At 67.7% G+C, this 17,336-nt stretch carries 9 protein-coding genes; 4 read left to right on the top strand and 5 right to left on the bottom strand.

The window, feature by feature from the left end:
- Nucleotides 1-19: 19 nt before the first annotated feature.
- The 3 genes from ACO07Z_RS20670 to ACO07Z_RS20660 are packed head-to-tail and all read left to right on the top strand — an operon-like array spanning nucleotide 20 to nucleotide 3,088.
- Nucleotides 20-538: a SixA phosphatase family protein gene (locus ACO07Z_RS20670; RefSeq protein ID WP_421700426.1), complete on the top strand. Its 519-nt coding sequence runs from the start codon at nucleotides 20-22 to the stop codon at nucleotides 536-538.
- Between the two features lie 2 nt (nucleotides 539-540).
- Nucleotides 541-2,004 (top strand): YcjX family protein, encoded by a 1,464-nt coding sequence (locus ACO07Z_RS20665; protein WP_421700425.1) that lies wholly within the window; start codon nucleotides 541-543, stop codon nucleotides 2,002-2,004.
- Nucleotides 2,005-2,026: 22 nt separating this feature from the next.
- The gene (locus ACO07Z_RS20660) at nucleotides 2,027-3,088 is read left to right on the top strand and encodes a YcjF family protein (RefSeq protein ID WP_421700424.1); all 1,062 of its coding nucleotides are present in this window, start codon (nucleotides 2,027-2,029) and stop codon (nucleotides 3,086-3,088) included.
- Here the strand turns inward: ACO07Z_RS20660 and ACO07Z_RS20655 are convergent.
- Nucleotides 3,079-3,399 carry a 2Fe-2S iron-sulfur cluster-binding protein gene (locus tag ACO07Z_RS20655; protein ID WP_307020019.1) on the bottom strand — a complete coding sequence of 107 codons (321 nt, stop codon included), beginning with the start codon at nucleotides 3,397-3,399 and terminating at the stop codon, nucleotides 3,079-3,081. The two genes, ACO07Z_RS20660 and ACO07Z_RS20655, sit on opposite strands and share 10 nt — an antisense overlap.
- A 386-nt stretch (nucleotides 3,400-3,785) precedes the next feature.
- On the opposite strand from ACO07Z_RS20655, the gene ACO07Z_RS20650 reads away from it, so the two are divergent.
- The gene (locus ACO07Z_RS20650; protein ID WP_421700423.1) at nucleotides 3,786-9,440 is read left to right on the top strand and encodes an apolipoprotein acyltransferase; all 5,655 of its coding nucleotides are present in this window, start codon (nucleotides 3,786-3,788) and stop codon (nucleotides 9,438-9,440) included.
- Between the two features lie 515 nt (nucleotides 9,441-9,955).
- Here the strand turns inward: ACO07Z_RS20650 and ACO07Z_RS20645 are convergent.
- The 4 genes from ACO07Z_RS20645 to ACO07Z_RS20630 all read right to left on the bottom strand — a co-directional run bounded on the left by ACO07Z_RS20645 (nucleotide 9,956) and on the right by ACO07Z_RS20630 (nucleotide 17,325).
- On the bottom strand, nucleotides 9,956-13,132 hold the full coding sequence (locus ACO07Z_RS20645; protein ID WP_421700422.1) for an efflux RND transporter permease subunit: 3,177 nt from the start codon (nucleotides 13,130-13,132) through the stop codon (nucleotides 9,956-9,958).
- Nucleotides 13,133-13,147: 15 nt separating this feature from the next.
- Entirely contained in the window at nucleotides 13,148-14,392 is a 1,245-nt protein-coding gene (locus ACO07Z_RS20640; protein WP_421700421.1) for an efflux RND transporter periplasmic adaptor subunit, read from the bottom strand.
- Nucleotides 14,393-14,546: 154 nt separating this feature from the next.
- Nucleotides 14,547-16,082, bottom strand: coding sequence for a murein biosynthesis integral membrane protein MurJ (murJ, locus tag ACO07Z_RS20635; RefSeq protein WP_421700420.1), 1,536 nt, complete (start codon nucleotides 16,080-16,082; stop codon nucleotides 14,547-14,549).
- An 88-nt stretch (nucleotides 16,083-16,170) separates the two neighbouring features.
- Nucleotides 16,171-17,325 carry a DegT/DnrJ/EryC1/StrS family aminotransferase gene (locus tag ACO07Z_RS20630; protein ID WP_421700419.1) on the bottom strand — a complete coding sequence of 385 codons (1,155 nt, stop codon included), beginning with the start codon at nucleotides 17,323-17,325 and terminating at the stop codon, nucleotides 16,171-16,173.
- Nucleotides 17,326-17,336 lie beyond the last annotated feature (11 nt).

The raw sequence follows: 17,336 nt of genomic DNA, 5'->3' as shown, positions 1-17,336 counted from the left end.
CCTCCGCTCATGGATTATGATGCTGCGCCTCATCCTTCTGCGTCACGCCAAGTCCGCCTGGCCGGACGGGGTCGCCGACATCGACCGCCCCTTGGCCCCGCGTGGCCTGCGCGCCGCCACCGCCATCGGCGCCTACATGGCGCAGGAGGAACTGCTTCCTGCTCGCATCTTCGTCTCGCCCTCACGCCGCACCATCGCGACCTGGGAGATTGTGAGCCGCGACTGGCCGGCGCATCCGTTGCCAGCCTATGAGCGCAGCATCTATGAGGCGCCCGCTGCCAATCTGATGCGTCTCGTAACGGCGCAGAACGAGGCGTCGCCCCTGATGCTCGTCGGACACAATCCCGGCATGGAGGACTTCACCACTCTGCTCCTGCGCCGCGAGCAGCGGGCCAAGGTTCTACCGAAATTTCCCACAGGCGCCCTAGCGGTCATCGATGTGCCGGTAGCGAACTGGGCCGATATCGAGCCTGGCATCGGCACGCTGGAACGATTCGTCACGCCGCGTGCGCTCGGGGTGACGAAGGAGAAGGACTAGCCGTGGCCTCTCGCCTGGAATGGCTGCTGGATGAAGCGCGCCTCACCGCGCAGACCCTGATCGACCGCGCCGAGGACCTCGCCAGCCCGACGCTGCGGCTCGGCATCACCGGTCTGTCGCGGGCGGGAAAGACGGTGTTCACCACAGCCCTTATTCATGCGCTGATGCGCGGAGGGCGATTGCCGGTCTTCCGCGCCATGCATGAGGGACGCATCGCCACCGCAAGGCTGGAGCCGCAGCCGGACGACGGCGTGCCACGCTTCGACTATGAGGGGCATCTGGCAACGCTGGTGGACGACCGGCGCTGGCCGGAATCGACGCGGCGCATCAGCGAATTGCGCCTGGCCATCGACTACGCCCCCGCGCGGGGCGGGCGCCGGACGCTGACACTCGACATCGTCGACTATCCCGGCGAATGGCTGCTCGACCTGCCGCTGCTCGATCAGTCCTTCGCCGATTTCGCCCGCCAAAGCCTCGCCCTAGCCCATGCGCCCGCCCGCCGTCCGCTCGCCGGCCCGTTCCTGGCGGCGCTGGCGGCGACGGACCCTTCTGCCCCGGCGGATGAGACCGAGGCACGGAAGCTCGCGGCGCTGTTCACCGACTATCTCGCCGCATGCCGTGCGGAGACCGTGTCGATGAGCCTGCTGCCGCCGGGGCGCTTTCTTATGCCGGGCGACCTCGAAGGCTCGCCCGCCCTCACCTTCGCCCCGCTCGACCTCGCCGAAAGTACGGACGCCGCTTCCGGCTCGCTGCAGGCGATGATGGAGCGGCGCTTCGAAGCCTATAAGGAACGCGTCGTCCGCCCGTTCTTCCGCGATCATTTCGCCCGGCTCGACCGGCAGATCGTGCTCATCGACGTGCTCTCCGCGCTCAATGCCGGGCCGGCGGCGCTGGCCGACCTCGAATCGGCGCTGGACGGCATCCTCGCGGCGTTCCGCATCGGGCGGAACTCATGGCTCTCGGCCCTTTTCCGCCACCGCATCGGCAAGGTGCTGTTCGCCGCCACCAAGGCCGACCATCTCCACCACACCAGCCACGACCCGCTGGAGGCGATCCTGCGCCGGCTGGTGGAGCGGGCGCTGGCGCGGGCGGAAAGCGCGGGGGCGGATATTGATGTGGTAGCCCTCGCCGCCGTGCGGGCAACGCGTGAGGCGATGGTGAAGCGCGGGCGGGCGCATCTGCCGGCCATTGTCGGCGTACCGGAGGCCGGCCAGCACGGCGCAGACGCTTTCGACGGGTTGGCGGAGGCCGCCGTTTTCCCCGGCGACCTGCCGGAGAACCCTTCCGCCCTGTTCGATCCCGCCCATGGCTTCAGCGGCCTGTCGGACGCCGCAGGCGGTGATTTCCGCTTCCTGCGCTTCCGTCCACCGCTGGTCGCGCGCAATGCGGAGACACTCGCCCTGCCGCTTCCGCATATTCGTCTCGATCGCGCGCTGGAATTCCTCCTCGGCGACCGACTGAAATAGAGCCGGCTGGACAGGGACACTTATGAGCGACCGCACCCCTCGACGCCCGCAAGCCTTCCGTCTCGACGATCCCGGCGTCGTGCTGGCCGAAGACGGCCGCGCCGTGCCGCGCGGCGCCGTCGTGGTCACGCCGACGACGGCCGAAGCGCTGGAGGACATTACCCCGCTGCCGCCGGCCCCGCCGAAGACGTCGCGCTGGGGCCAGCTGTTCTGGGCGGGGCTCGGCGGCCTGGTCAGCCTCGGGGCCGGACTGGCGGTGACGAAGCTGGTCGAAGACCTGTTCGCCCGTGCGGACTGGCTCGGCTATGTCGGCCTCGCTTTCGCGCTGGCACTGGCGCTGGCCAGCCTGGCCATTCTGACGCGCGAGGCCTTCGGGCTCATACGCCTACGCACGCTCAACCACCTGCGCGAGCAGGCGGCGGAAGCGCTGGCGAAGGATGACCGACGCCTCGCCGAATCGGTGACGAGCCAGTTGCTCGCCATCGCCGCGACCTCGCCGCGCCTGTTCCGCGCCCGCACCGAACTCTCGGGCCATCTCGACGCCATCATCGATGGCGCCGATCTGATCCGGCTCACCGAGCGCCAGTTGATGGCCCCGCTCGACGCCGAGGCGACGCAATTGGTGTCCAACGCCGCCAAGCGCGTCTCGGTGGTCACCGCTGTCTCGCCCCGGGCGGCGGTGGACCTCATCTTCGTGCTGGTGACGGCTATCGGCCTCGTGCGACGGCTGGCGCAGCTTTATGGCGGACGCCCCGGCGCGCTCGGCATGGTGCGGCTTTTTCGCCAGGTGGTCACCCATCTCGCTGTGACCGGCGGCATGGCGGCAGGCGATTCGCTGGTTCAGCAGGTCGTCGGCCACGGCATCGCCGCCAAGCTCTCGGCGCGGCTGGGCGAGGGCGTGGTGAACGGCCTGCTCACCGCGCGGCTTGGCATTGCGGCCATTGAGGTGACACGCCCCCTGCCCTTCGTCGCCCTCAAGGCACCGGCGCTCAGCGACGTCGCTTCCGGCCTCATCAGCCGCAGCGCTACGAAGGAGCCCGCGAGCGAGGGCGCCAAGCCCCCGTCGGGAACCGCTCAGCCCTGATTTTCCGGCGTGCGCACGACCAACCCGTCCAGCGCCTCGGTCACTTTGATCTGGCAGGACAGACGCGAGGTGGGGCGCACGTCGGAGGCGAAGTCGAGCATGTCCTCCTCCATGGGGCCCGGCTCTCCGGTGGCCGCCTGCCATGCTTCGTCCACATAGACGTGACAGGTCGCACAGGCACAGGCGCCGCCGCATTCGGCGTCGATTCCCGGCACGCCGTTGCGGATCGCCGCTTCCATTACGGTGGCGCCGAGGGCGGCCTCAACGGAGCGCTCGGTACCGGCGGCGTCGATAAAGGTGATCTTGGGCATGGGGCTTCAGCGATTTGGAATGACTTCAGGAAGGTCCGCCCTAGATAACGGTGAGACGCGACGAACACCAGCCGGCTCATGCCGCGGCCCCGGAGTTTGGCCGCAGCGCGATTCGCGGAGCGAGAGGTGCTGGGATGATTTTTCGTAAGACCGTGAATCATAGGTTTCACGGCGTGGTAAACAGGGCGTTAACGATAACTGAAATCAGCCCGTTAACCCCCGTTCCATTTCTGATGGTCAAGAGCGTAGGATAAAGCTGCGGGGAACTGGCGTTCCTCTCGTCAAGTGCGGAACTCTCCCACGGACGGGAATGCCATGACTCCGCGAAACCCCGGGCCGACGGCGCGAGCCGGTCGGAGTAGAGTACGGACCGGAGGCAGGCGCCGATGTCGACGAACACGAAGAAGATTGAGCAGGATCCCGCCGAGGCCGCGCTGTCGGCCATCGAGGAGGCGCTCAGTCTCGACCACACGCCAGATGACGGCTTCGCCGCATCGGCGGGGGACGACTTCGAGCTGCCCCCGGCCCGCGAGCCGGAGGGACCGCGTATCGAGACCCGCGCCGGCGCCACCGGCGAGGCCGGGTCTTCGCGCTTTCTCGACGAGATCGACCTGTTCGGCGATACGGCGGAGCCGGCCGAATTCGACGCGGCGTCGCTCGACGACGACGACTTCCGGCTGTCCGAGGATGACCTCGCCGACACGTCCGACCTTACTCGCGCGGGCGAGCCGACATTCGACGTTACCCCCACCGGTGCGGATGCCGGGCTAAGCCCGGTCGCACCCGCTGTGGCGGCAAGCGTGGCAGCCGCCGGCGCTGCGGCCGTTCTTCCGCGCGGTGAGGTACGCAGCGAGGCCGAACCGGCCGAGACAGCCACGCCGTCGAAGGGACGCCGTGCCGCCGCCAATGACGACCGCGAGAGCATCGGGCAGTTGCTGGCGTCTCTGCAGCGCCGGCCCTCCTCCACGCCCTATGTCGTTGCCAGCCTCGCCGCGCTGATCTGGCTCGTGGCCGGCGGCGTGCTGCTGCAGGCGCAGTTCGGGGCCGCAGGCGGCAGTTTCTCCGCGCTGATGAACGCGCCCGGCTTCCTCGCCGGCATTGCCGCGACTCTGGTTCCGCCGATCTTCTTCGTCGTGCTCGCCGCCATGGTGCGGCGGATGCAGGAAATGCGGATCGTCGCCTATTCCATGGCGCAGGTCGCCATCCGCCTTGCCGAACCGGCGAAGACGCCGGCGCCCGCACCCGCCCCGGCCGTCATCGCGCCGGCAACCGCCGCCGCCCTGCCGGCCATTCAGATGCCGGAAGGCGTCTCGCCCGATACGCTTGCCCAGTATGCCGGGCTTGAACAGGCGGTCACCCGCGCCAGCGAGGCGGAAGCCTTCGTGCGCGGCGAGGTGGCGGCACTGGCCCAGGCCTATGACGACAACAATCGCAAGATGCATCAGCTGATCGAGCGTCTGCAGCTCGAACGCGATGCCATCCTGACCCAGACCGAGCATGTGCGCGAGACGCTTGCCGCCTCGCAATTCACCTTTGCCGAGGAAGTCGGCAATGTCAGCGACCGCATCAACGAGACCGTCACCCTGGCCGCCGACCGCGTGGCCCTGACGCTTTCGGATCGTGGCGAACACATCACCCTGGCGCTCGGCCGCGTCGGCGACACCATCATCGAGGCTCTGTCCGAGAAGGGCGGCGACCTGATCGACCGGCTGCAGGCCACAGGGTCGGAGGTCAACACCAACCTGTCCGATTCGAGCGAGCACCTGCTCTCCTCCCTCGCCGCCAAGAGCGACGAGATCGGCAACCGTCTCTCGGGCGTCACCACCCAGCTGACCGAAACGCTGAGCACGCGGACCGACGAGATCAGCCGCCAGCTCTCGGGCGCCACCGACAACCTCTCCAAGACGCTCACGGCACGCTCCGACGAGATCGGCCTGCGGCTCGCCGGCATCGCCGAGAACCTCACCGATACGCTGGCTACCCGCACCGACGCGATCAGCCGCCAGCTCGCCGGCGTCACCGAAAACCTCTCCGATACCCTGTCGATCCGCACCGACGAGATCAGCCGTCAGCTGACCGGCGTCACTGAGAACCTCTCCGACACCCTCGCCACCCGGACCGACGAGATCGGCGACCGCCTGCTGCGGACCGCCTCCGAGCTGTCGCATGTGGTCAATCTGCGGACCGAGGAACTGGGCGATAAGCTGTCGGCCACGACCATCAACCTCACCAGCACGCTCACCGCGCGCTCGGACGAGATCACCGACGCCCTGGTGAGCACCGGGACGCGGCTCGCCGACGAGATTGCGATCCGCGCCAGCCAGGTGAACCAGACGCTCAAGACCACCGGCGACGCGCTGGTGCTCGACCTTTCGGTGCGCGGCGGCGAAGTCGTGCGCAAGCTGGAAGAGACCGGCAACCGGGTGGCGGACACCATCACCGTGCGCGGCGACGACCTCGCCGACCGCATCGCCGATACCGGCAACCGCATCTATGACGCCGTCGCCGTGCGTGGCGCCGAACTGGAGCGGCTGCTCGGCGAGACCGGGCAGCGCGTGGTCCACCAGCTGTCGCAGGCCGGCACCGGCATTCACGATGCCCTCGCCGAAGCGGCGGGCCGGGTCTCGCAGGATATCGACTATCGCGGCCAGGCCCTGACCCAGCAGCTCGCCCATGTCGGCGCCGAAGCGGCGCAGACGCTCGCCGACAACGGCGCGCGGGTGACCGAGCAGTTCCGCGAGGCGGCCGACTACCTCGCCTCCGACCTCACGACGCGCAGCGAGAACATGCGCGACCACCTCGAACAGCAGTTCCGCAACATCGAGGATCTGGTCAGCGTCCGCGGCGGCGAGATCGCCGACCGTATCTCTGTCGACACCGCATTGCTGGGCCGCCAGATCGTCGACGGGTTGCGCGACTTCGACACCGTCATCAACACCAATGGCGGTCAGCTGGTGCAACGCATTTCGGACCGCGTCGACGCGGTCACCCGGGCGATCGACACCAACCTCTCCGGCTTCGACGATCAGGTCTCGAACAAGGCCGAGCAGGTCGCTGCCGCCCTTGACCAGCGCATCGCCAGCATCGAAAGCGTGCTCGACCGGGGCGTGGAAGGCCTCAACGAGACCCTTGGCAGCCGCACCGTCGAGTTCGCCCAGACGCTGTCCGAAGGTGCCCGTCAGGCCAATGACGCGATGAGCGAGTCGCTCGGCATGCTCAGCGGCTTCTTTGACGAGCGTGCCGGCACCATCGCCGACCAGCTGTCGCAGCATATCGACCAGGCCGACCGCACCCTCGCGGCGCGCGCCCAGGATATCGCGACCTCGCTCGACGAGCGCGTGGGCCGCTTCGAGGCGACCGTCATCAGCCGTCTCGACAATGTAGCAACCTCGGTGGAAGTGCGCGGCGCGGCAATGGCCGACCTGCTCGGCCAGCGTATCGGCGCCGTCGCCGGTCAGCTGCGCAGCGAAGCGTCCGAGATCGAGACCAGCCTCACCTCGCTGGTCGACAATGTCAGCCGCACCCTGTCCGACCGCGCCGGCGAAGTGACGACGCTGTTCGACTCGCGCACGGATGAGATCGCCCGCATCGTCGAAGAGCGCGGCAATGGCCTGCTCACGGCGCTGGAAGACCGCAGCATCTCCATTACCAGCGAGATCGCCCGCGCCAGCACCGATCTTCTGACGGCCATCGACGATCACCGCCAGAACCTGGTTTCCGCGCTCGACACCACGCGCAATGGCGCCGTGACCGAGATCATGCGCGCCAGCGACGAGTTGCTGAACACGCTGGAAGCCCGTTCGGATGCCATCATCTCGGCCTTCGACAGCGCGACCACCAGCCGCGCCGACCAGCTGATGCAGATCAGCGGCGATGTCGTGTCGTCGCTGCAGCAGATCACCGGCGATGTCGCTGCCTCGCTGCAGGCGGCGGGTGGCGAAGTCACCGCTTCGCTGCAGTCGGTGGGCAGCGACGTCAACAGCCAGCTCAAGCTGGTCACCGGCGAAGTCTCCACCTCGCTGCAGCAGATCGGCGGCCAGGTGACCCAGGAAATCGCCACAGCCGGCGATGTCCTCCTCAGCGAATTCGACGGGCGCGGCGCCCAGCTGGTGGAAAGCGCCCGCCAGGCGACCGCTCTCGCCTCCAGCGAATTCTCCCGCCTCGTCGACGAGTTCGACGGGCGCGGCAGCCAGCTGGTCGAAAGCGTGCGCGAAGCGACCGGTGGGGCTTCCCAGGAATTCGCCCGCCTTGTCGATGCGTTCGACGGCCAGGGCGCTCAGCTTACCGACAGCGCCCGCCGCGCCACCACGGTGGCGTCCGAGGAGTTTGCCCGGCTGGCGGAAGAGTTCGCGGCGGCGCTGGAAGGGCGTGGCAGTGGCCTGATCGATGCGATCGCCGCCAGCGGCCGTTCGGCGGTGGCGGAGATCGCCGCCACCAATGAGGCGCTGCAAGGCGATGTCACCAGCCTGCTGGAGCGTCTGGGCGACGTGAACGTCCAGCTGCAGGACGTGCTCGCCAGCTCGGCCAGCAATCTCGCCGACACCGAGAAGACGATCAGCGAACGTCTGGAAGCCTTCCGCAGCACCGTCGCCAATGTCGAGGAGGCCAGTGCCGTCGCCTCCTCGCGCATGGACGAGCAGATCCGCGCGCTGCGGTCCGTCTCCACGGACGTGCTCAAGGACGTGGCCCGCCTCAGCCATTCCTTCAGTGAGCAGGCGAGCCTCATCACCAACGTCGCCAATGCGCTCGGCAATGCGCATGAGAACCTGGACGACACGCTCGGCGGCCGTCACGAGGCGCTTCTCGCGCTTGCGGAACAGGTCACCGGGCGGACCGCGGAGCTGGATGAACGGCTGTCGCACTACACCACCACGCTGGAGAGCACCTTCGGCCGCGCCGAGGAGCGCGTCGGCGCCATCTCCAAGTCGATCCTGGCGGCCGCCGGCAACTCCACTGATGCCATCGTGCGTCAGCAGCAGGAGATGCGCGAAGCGACCGAGGCCGAGCGCGAGCGTACCGTGGCCGCGCTGCACGAGACCTATGAGCAGGCCGTGCGCGAGGTGGAGACGCTGATGCGTCAGGCCAATCAGGGCTTCTCCGGCACCGCCCAGGCTCTGCGCAGCTCGGTGCAGGACATCCAGCGCCTGCTGGAGACCACCCGCGAGGAGCTGAAGCGCGGCATTCTGGAACTGCCCGAGGAGACCGAGGCCAATGCCTCGGCCATGCGTCGCACTGTCGCCGAGCAGATCAAGGCGCTGGCCGAGCTGAACGAGATCGTCTCGCGCCATGGTCGCACGCTCGACGTGGAAGCCGCTCCCCGGACGCGCGTTACTGCCCCGCTGCCCGGCCCGCAGCCGCTAGCCGCGGCGCCGGCTCCCGCCGCACGCGCGCCGCTCGCCCGTCCCCAGGCGGTCGCGCCGCGCCCTGAGCCAGCCTCCCGGCCGGAAGCGCCCGCCTATTTCGAGGCACCTCGCGGCAATGGCAATGCGGCTCCCGCGCCCCAGCGCCGCGCCAATGTCACCCCGGCAGCCGCTGAACGCAGCGGTTCCGACAAGGGCGGCTGGCTGTCGGAACTCCTCGCGCGGGCCTCGGACGGCGAGAGCAATGGGCCCGTGGGCCCCATGCCCCGCAGCGTCCCGGCCAACCCCGCGCGCAATTTCGACCCGCGCCAGGGACAGCCGGAGCGGCCGGTACACCACACCATCGAGTCGCTCGACTCGCTGTCAGTGGACATCGCACGCATGATCGACCACGAAGCGGCGGTCGACCTTTGGGAGCGCTACAAGAAGGGTGAGCGCAACGTCTTCACCCGCCGTCTCTACACCATGCAGGGTCAGCAGACCTTTGAGGAAATCCGCCGCAAGTACCGGCGCGACCTCGAGTTCCGCGACACCGTTGATCGGTATATTGGCGAGTTCGAGCGTCTGCTGGAGCAGGTCTCCCGCGATGAGCGTGGGCAGGAGCTGACCAAGACCTATCTCACCTCGGACACGGGCAAGGTCTACACCCTGCTCGCCCATGCCGCCGGCCGCTTCGACTGACGCGGCCCGGCCTAGTCCCTACCCCGTCGAATGAGAGCCCCCGCCTTGAGCGGGGGTTTTCTTTTGAGCGAGGCGCAGCAGGCTGCGAAAGTGCGTCGTCGACGGCGAGCGTTGGGACGGGAGACGAGGTGCAGCGAAGGGCTAGGGCTTAGCCGCGTCACCAGGCCACGGACGATCGTCCGGGTCTCTCCGCCAGCGGCGGGCCCCACGGGCGCGCCTTGTCTGCTGGTTCTCCTGCGGGGCCTGTCGTCTCCGCTGCGCCACGGCCTTGTCCGAGACGCATCACGGAGCGTGGGCGGGCGCCCAAGGCGCCATCGCAACACGAAGGCGGATCGCCGGGTCGCCCTGTCCGCGGGTCGAGGGCCCGATCCGGAAAGGCAAGCCGTCGCGGAGGCCCGAGAGATCGCGGCCCACGGCGCGCCAAGTGCATCGCGACATCTCGCGACAAAGAAAAACCCCGCCGCTCGAAGGAGCGGCGGGGTCGATCGGTCATCCGCTGATCGCCAGCGCCCTGTTCAGTACGGCGCGGCGGCGGGCGTCTCGCCCTTGCGGGCCCGGCGCCGCTCGCCGAAGCCGGCGAGCCAGCGGCAGACGACATAGAAGGTCGGTGTGAACAGCAGACCGAAGACAGTCACACCGATCATTCCCGAAAACACCGCCGTACCGAGCGCTTGCCGCAGCTCCGCCCCCGCGCCTGTGGCGATGACGAGGGGAACGACGCCGAAGATGAAGGCCAGTGAGGTCATGATGATCGGCCGCAGGCGCAGCTTGGCGGCCTCGGTGGCGGCGACGAAGCGGTTTTCGCCCCGATCCTCCAATTGCTTGGCGAATTCGACGATCAGGATCGCGTTCTTCGCCGCGAGGCCAATGAGGACGATGAAGCCGACCTGGCTGAGGATGTTGTTGTCCTGTCCCCTAATCTGGATGCCCACCACCGCCGCGATGAGGCACATGGGCACGATGAGGATCACCGCCAGCGGCAGGGTGAGGCTCTCATACTGCGCCGCCAGCACGAGGAACACGAACACCACGCCCAGCGCGAAGGCGAAGATCGCGGTATTGCCCGCCCTCACCTGCTGATAGGCCAGCGTCGTCCACTCGAAGGCGAAGCCATCCGGCAGCACCTGGGCGGCAATCTCCTGCATCTTCTGGATCGCCTGGCCCTGCGAGGTGCCGGGCATGGTGTCGCCGTCGAGCTCCGCCGCCGGATAGAGATTGTAGCGCGGCACGCGGTAGGGGCCGGAGATGTCATTCACCGTGGTGAAGGAGCCGAGCGGGACCAATTGGCCGTCCGCGTTCTTCACCCGCAGCCGCAGCAGATCGTCCGAAGTCAGACGATAGGGTGCGTCGGCCTGCGCCTGCACCCGGTAGGTGCGGCCGAACAGGTTGAAGTCGTTGACATAGGACGAGCCGATATAGGTCTGCAGCGTCGAGAACACATCGGCGATGTTGACCCCAAGCAGCTGGGCCTTGGTGCGGTCGATGTCGAGGAAGAGCTGCGGCGTCGAGGTCTCGAACAGCGAATAGACCTGTCGCAGGCCTGGCGTCTGGTTGGCCGCGCCCATCATGGCGTAGACCGCGCCCTGCAGCGCCTGATAGCCGCGCCCGCCGCGATCCTCAATCATCATCCGGTAGCCGCCGGCATTACCGATGCCCGAGACGGGCGGCGGCATGACGACAATCATCTGCGCCTCCTCCACCGAGGCGAGCTTGCCGAACAGCGTGCCCTGGATCGCCGGGGCGGATTGTCCGGGGTGCTCGGCGCGCTCGGCGGCGGGGCCAAGGATGACGAACATGGCGCCCGCATTGGGCGCATTGGTGAAGGTCGCGCCGGAGAAGCCAACAATGTTCACCACATGCGCCACGCCGGGGGTCGCCAGAACCTCCTTGGCAGCCTTGGTCATCACCTCGTTGGTGCGCGAAAGCGCCGCGCCGCCGGGAAGCTGTGCCGCGACGATGAGATAGCCGCGGTCCTGCGCCGGGATGAAGCCCTGCGGCGTGGTGCGGAACAGCTGGAAGCCACCGGCAAGGATGGCGATATAGACCAGCAGTACTACCACGGCGACGCGGACCAGCTTGCTGGTGAGCCAGCCATAGCCGCCCGAAACCGCGTCGAAGCCCTTGTTGAAATAGTAGAAGAAGCCGGTGAACGGCCGGGCGTACCAGGCCGGCTTGTGGTCCGGCCCCTTATGCGGCTTCAGCAGCAGCGCGCACATGGCCGGCGACAGCGTTAGCGACACCATCAGCGAGATCAGCGTCGAACCGGCGATGGTGAGGGCGAACTGGCGGTAGAACTCCCCGGAAATGCCGGTGATGAAGGCCGAGGGGATGAACACCGAGGCCAGCACGAGCGAGATCGCCACCAGCGCCCCGCCCACCTCGTCCATGGTCTTGTACGCCGCGTCGCGCGGTGAGAGACCGGTGGAGATGTTGTGCTCCACGCTCTCCACCACGACGATCGCGTCGTCCACCACGATGCCGATGGCCAGCACGAGGCCGAACAGCGAGAGATTGTTCAGCGAGAAGCCGAACAGGCTCATGATGAAGAAGGTGCCGATCAGCGACACCGGGATGGCGAGGATAGGGATGATCGCCGCCCGCCAGCTTTGCAGGAACAGCACCACCACGATCACCACCAGAACGATGGCTTCCATAATGGTGTGTTCCACCGCCCGCACGGATTCAGCGATGAACTGCGTCGGGTTGTAGGCGGTGGAATAGGCGACACCGGGCGGGAAGCCCTTGGCGATTTCCTTGATCGCCGCTTCGATCGCCTCGCCGGTGGCGAGCGCGTTGGAGCCCGGCAGCTGGAAGATGCCCAGTGCCACGGAGGGTTTGGAATCGAAATAGGAGATCGAGGAATTATCCTGCGCCTCGATGTCGATCCGCGCCACGTCGCGCAGCCGCACCACGGCGTTGCCCGTCTCCCGCACCACGATGTTCCCGAACTGCTCGGGCGTCGAGAGGCGGCCAAGCGTGCGCACTGCGATCTGGAAGCCCATCTGGTTCGGCACCGGCGGCGCGTTCAGCACGCCGGAGGCGACCTGAAGGTTCTGCGCCTGCAGCGCGGCAGTCACGTCGCCCGCCGTCAGGTTCAGCGCCTGCAGCTTCAAGGGATCGAGCCACACCTGCATCGCGTAGTCGCGCGAGCCGAAAACGGTGATCGAGCCGACGCCCGGGACGCGCTGGAGCTGGTCCTTGATCTGCAGATTGGCGTAGTTGGAGATGAACAGCGAGTCGCGGGAATCATCCGGCGAGAACAGGCTGACCACCATCAGAATGTCCGGCGAGGACTTGGCGACGGTAACGCCGATCTGCTGCACATCCTGCGGCAGGCGCGGCGTCGCGGTGGCGACCCGGTTCTGCACCTGCACCTGCGCGATATCGAGGTCCGTCCCGATGTCGAAGGTAACGGCGATCGAAAAGCGCCCGTCCGCCGTCGAGTTGGAGGAGATGTAGAGCATCCCCTCGACGCCGTTGATCTGCTGTTCGATCGGCGCGACCACTGTGTCGGCCACCGTTTCCGCGCTGGCGCCGGGATATTGGCCGCTGACATTGACCACCGGCGGGGCGATGTCGGGATACTGCGCCACGGGAAGCGCAACAAAGGCGACCGCGCCGAGAATCATCACCACGATGGAAACCACCGAGGCGAAGATCGGTCGATCGATGAAGAAGTGGGAGAATCGCATGAGACCGCTCCGCGCTCAGTTGGCGGTGGTCGTGGTGGATGCCTTGCCGTCGGCCGCCTTGGCATCGCCCGCCGCACCGGCGGCGGGAGGAGCCGCCGGCGCTTCCATCTTGCCCACCACCTTCGCGCCGGGCCGTATGCGCATCAGGCCGTTGACGACGACAAGGTCGTCCTTGCCGATGCCGCTGGTGACGACACGCTGGCCGTCATAAGCGCGGCCGAGGGTGACATACTTCATCTGCGGCGCCTGCGGCTGGTCGCCCGGCTGCATCACATAGACGAATTTGCGGGTCTGCTCGGTACCGATCGCGACATCCGGCACCAGCACCGCCTCGTGCGGGGCGGCGGAGGGAATCTGGATGCGGCCGAACATGCCGGGGGTGAAGGTGCCATCCGGGTTGGCAAAGGTGGCGCGGCCACGGATCGTGCCCGTGTCCTCGCTGATGCGGTTGTCGACGAAGTCGAGCTTGCCCTCATGCGGGAAGCCCTTCTCATCAATCAGCCCCAGCTTCACCGGGATCGAATCCGCCTTTGCACCCAGTTCCTTGGCCATGCGCTGGTAGCGCAGATAGGACGCCTCGTCATAGGTGAATTCGAAATAGATTGGGTTCAGCGAGACGATGGTGGCGAGCAGCGTATTGGTATTGGTGCCGCCCGAGCCGCCGGTGACGAGGTTGCCGACCGACACCTTGCGGTCGCCGATACGGCCGGTCACGGGCGCCTTCAGATCGGTGAAGTCGAGATCGAGCTGCGAGGCCTGCAGCGCTGCCTGGGCCGCCGCCACGCTCGCGCGCGCTGTGCGTTCGCTCTGCAGGCGCTGGTCATAGGCCTGCTTGGAAATGGCGTTGGACGTCTTGTCGTCGATCAGCGTCTGGGCGCGCTGAAGGTCGGAGGTGGCGAAGTCGAGCTCGGCCTGGGCGCGCTGGAGATTGGCCTGCGCCTGATCATGCGCCACCTGGAAGGGCCGCTTGTCAATGGTGAACAGAAGATCGCCCTGCTTCACCAGCTGACCGTCGGTGAAGGCCACCTTTTCCAGATAGCCCGAAACCCGTGCATAGACATTGACGAGATCGACGGCGGCGAAGCGGCCGACATATTCGTCGTAATCCGTAATGGTGCGCGTCGTCGGATGGGCGACAGTTACGGATGGCGGCGGCGGAGCGGCCGCCGGCTGCCCCTGATTCTGCTCGGAGCAGCCCGCCAGCGCGAGAGCGGCGAGCGAGAGTGCAGCGAGGGAAAGACGCGGCAGCGCGGTGATCATGGACATCTCCGGGAAGGCTCGTCGGGCATGTCGGGACATTGTCCCTTTGAGGTCGCAAGCCATGGGGCACCCCGCCCGGAACCCATGACGCCGGTGCGACGTACCACAGTTTTGCTGCACCGCGTAAGCAATAAAACGTAAACGGATGAGCCCGTCAGCGCCGCCCGCGCAACAGGCCGACGAGATAACGGCGACCGAAAAGTGCCAGCGCGAGAGCCGCATAGACCGCCCCGCCCGCTGCGACGCACAAGGCCAGAAGCGTCTCGTCCCGCCCGTGCGGAAGCACCGCCAGCCAGCGCGGCGCGACAGCGGAGGTGGCGAGCAGCGTCGCGGCCAGCGCCGCCAGGATCAACCCCAGGCGCGGAAGGGCCCGGAGCAATTGCGCATCACCGCATTCATAGCCGCGCCAGCGCGCCAGCATCGCGAGGACGAGGACGGTGATCCAGCCGCCGACGGAGGTGGCAAACGCAAGGCCCACCTGGGCGAACGTGCCCATCAGGAGGACTTTGAGCCCGATGTTCACCACCGCTGCTCCCAGAGTCGCCAGCACGGGGGTGCGCGTATCGCCCCGGGCATAGAAGGGCGACATGAAGGCCCGCACCACCACGAAGGGCGCGAGCCCTATGGCATAGGCGGCGAGCGTCGCGCCAGCTTCGGCCGCCGCCTCCGGCGTGAAGGCGCCGCGCATAAACAGGCCGCGCATGATGATCTCGGGAATGACCAGCGCTGCCGCGAGGAAGGGCAGCACCAGGAGCAGCGTCAGCTCGATCGCCCGCGATTGGGCAAAGCGTGCGCCATCGAAATCCTCCGCCGCGATGCGGCGCGACATTTCCGGCAGCAGCACGATGCCCGCGGCGATGCCGACGACGCCGATAGGCAGCTGGTTGATACGGTCGGCATAGAACAGCGCCGCCACCGCGCCTTGCGGCAGGAAGGAGGCGATGATGGTGTCGGCGAAGATCGCCAGTTGGACCCCGGCAGAGCCAATGATCGCCGGCCCCAGCGCGATAAGGAAGGCGCGCGTCTCCGGATCGAGCCGCGGCCGACCGAAGCGCAGGCCGAGGCCGTGGCGCTCGGCGTCGAACACCAGCAGGCCGAGTTGCAGGAAACCGGAAATCAGCACGCCCCACGCCGCCGCATGGCCGGCGGTGGGAAACAGCCCGGCGACGCTGAGCGTGCCGACCATGGCGACGTTGAGCAGGATCGACGCCGCCGCCGCCGCCCAGAAGCGGTCATTGGCGTTCAGCACCCCGCCGACCAGCGTCACCAGGGCGATGAGGCCGAGATAGGGGAAAGTGATGCGGGTGAAATCCACGGTGAGGGCGAAGCGCCCGGGATCGTCCGACAGGCCGGGCGCCAGCGTGGCGACGACCCAATTCGTGGCGAGAAGGGCGATGGCGAGGATGGCCAGTTGCACCAGCACCACGCCGGTGAGGATGCCGTCGGCGAAGCGGCGCGCCTTTACCTCGCCCTCCACGGTCTTCACCCGCGCATAGGCCGGGATGAAGGCGGTGTTGAACGCGCCCTCGGCGAAGATGGAACGGAAATGATTGGGCAGGCGGAAGGCGATGTAGAAGGCATCCGCCATCGGCCCGGCGCCGAGCACCGCCGCCATGACGATGTCGCGCACGAAGCCTGTCAGCCGCGAGAGCAGCGTCCAGCCGCCGACCGTGAAGATGCTGCGTATCATGGGAGCCGACGCGTTAGAGGCTGCCGGAATCGGACGGCGGGCGGAAAGCTAGCCTCCCCGTCCCCGCCCGGCCAGCCCCTGCCGTGTCTCAGGCGCCAAGCGCGCGGCGGACCGCCGCGATGACGCGCTCCTGCGCCGCCTCATCAAGGTAGGGATGCATGGGCAGGCTGATCACCTCGCCGGCCAGCTTTTCGCACACCGGCAGGCCGTTGCCGGCGGCGGGATACTGCGCATAGGCCGGCTGGCGATGCATCGGAATGCGGTAATAGACGGCAGTGGGCACGCCTTCCTTCTGCAGCGCCGCCGCCAGATCGTCACGCACGCCGTGGGGCAGGCGGATCGTGTACTGCGCCCAGACCGAACTGGCGCGCGGGTCCACCTCCGGCACGGTGCAGACATCGGCCAGCGCCGCATTGTAGCGGTCGGCGATACGCTGGCGGGCGGCGATCTCGTCTTCGAAAATGGCGAGCTTCTCCAGCAGCACCGCCGCCTGGATCGTGTCGAGCCGGCCGGTCATGCCGAGGCGGACATTCTCGTATTTGTCGACGCCCTGGCCGTGCTCGCGCACGCTCTTCAGGGTCGGCAGAAGCGCGTCGTCATCGGTCAGCACCGCGCCGCCGTCGCCATAGCAGCCGAGAGGCTTGGCGGGGAAGAAGCTGGTGGCCGTGGCGTCGCCGAAGGAGCCGGTGCGCCGGCCATTCCAGGTGGCGCCGAAGCCCTGCGCCGTGTCGCACAGCACCTTGAGACCATGCGCCCTGGCGATGGCGTCGATGGCGTCCATGTCGGCCGGCTGGCCGAACAGATCGACCGGCACCACCACCTTCGGCGTCAGCCCCTTCTGTTTCGCCACCGCAATGGCGGCCTCCAGGCTGGCCGGGTCCATGTTGAAAGTGTCTTCGAGGATATCGACGAAGACCGGGGTCGCCCCGACCCACGGCACCACCTCGGCGGTGGCGCAGAAGGTGAAGGCCGGGCAGAACACCGCGTCACCGGCCGTGATGCCCCAGGCCATGAGGATCATGGCCAGCGCGTCGGTACCGCTGGAGCAGGCGACCGCGTGCTTGGCGCCGGCGAAGGCGGCGAGCTGATGCTCGAATTCCGTCACCTCGGGCCCGTTGATGAACCGGCAATGCGTCAGAACCCGCGCCACCGCCTCGTCGATGCGCGCGCCGAGCCGCGCCCGCTGGGCGGCAATGTCGATGAAAGGAATGGGCGCCAACTCGGTCTTCACATGCGAATTCATCGGTGTTCCTC

It is taken from the genome of Ancylobacter sp. (assembly GCF_965229075.1).
Classification (GTDB): Bacteria; Pseudomonadota; Alphaproteobacteria; order Rhizobiales; family Xanthobacteraceae; genus Ancylobacter.
This window is presented reverse-complemented; position numbering and strand designations above follow the sequence as displayed.

Excerpts from the sequence above, each read along its gene's own strand:
- ACO07Z_RS20670 (WP_421700426.1), top strand. The coding sequence starts at position 20 with ATGCTGCGCCTCATCCTTCTGCGTCACGCCAAGTCCGCCTGGCCGGAC.
- ACO07Z_RS20660 (WP_421700424.1), top strand. The coding sequence starts at position 2,027 with ATGAGCGACCGCACCCCTCGACGCCCGCAAGCCTTCCGTCTCGACGAT.
- ACO07Z_RS20655 (WP_307020019.1), bottom strand. The coding sequence starts at position 3,399 with ATGCCCAAGATCACCTTTATCGACGCCGCCGGTACCGAGCGCTCCGTT.
- ACO07Z_RS20650 (WP_421700423.1), top strand. The coding sequence starts at position 3,786 with ATGTCGACGAACACGAAGAAGATTGAGCAGGATCCCGCCGAGGCCGCG.
- ACO07Z_RS20645 (WP_421700422.1), bottom strand. The coding sequence starts at position 13,132 with ATGCGATTCTCCCACTTCTTCATCGATCGACCGATCTTCGCCTCGGTG.
- ACO07Z_RS20640 (WP_421700421.1), bottom strand. The coding sequence starts at position 14,392 with ATGATCACCGCGCTGCCGCGTCTTTCCCTCGCTGCACTCTCGCTCGCC.
- murJ (WP_421700420.1), bottom strand. The coding sequence starts at position 16,082 with ATGATACGCAGCATCTTCACGGTCGGCGGCTGGACGCTGCTCTCGCGG.
- ACO07Z_RS20630 (WP_421700419.1), bottom strand. The coding sequence starts at position 17,325 with ATGAATTCGCATGTGAAGACCGAGTTGGCGCCCATTCCTTTCATCGAC.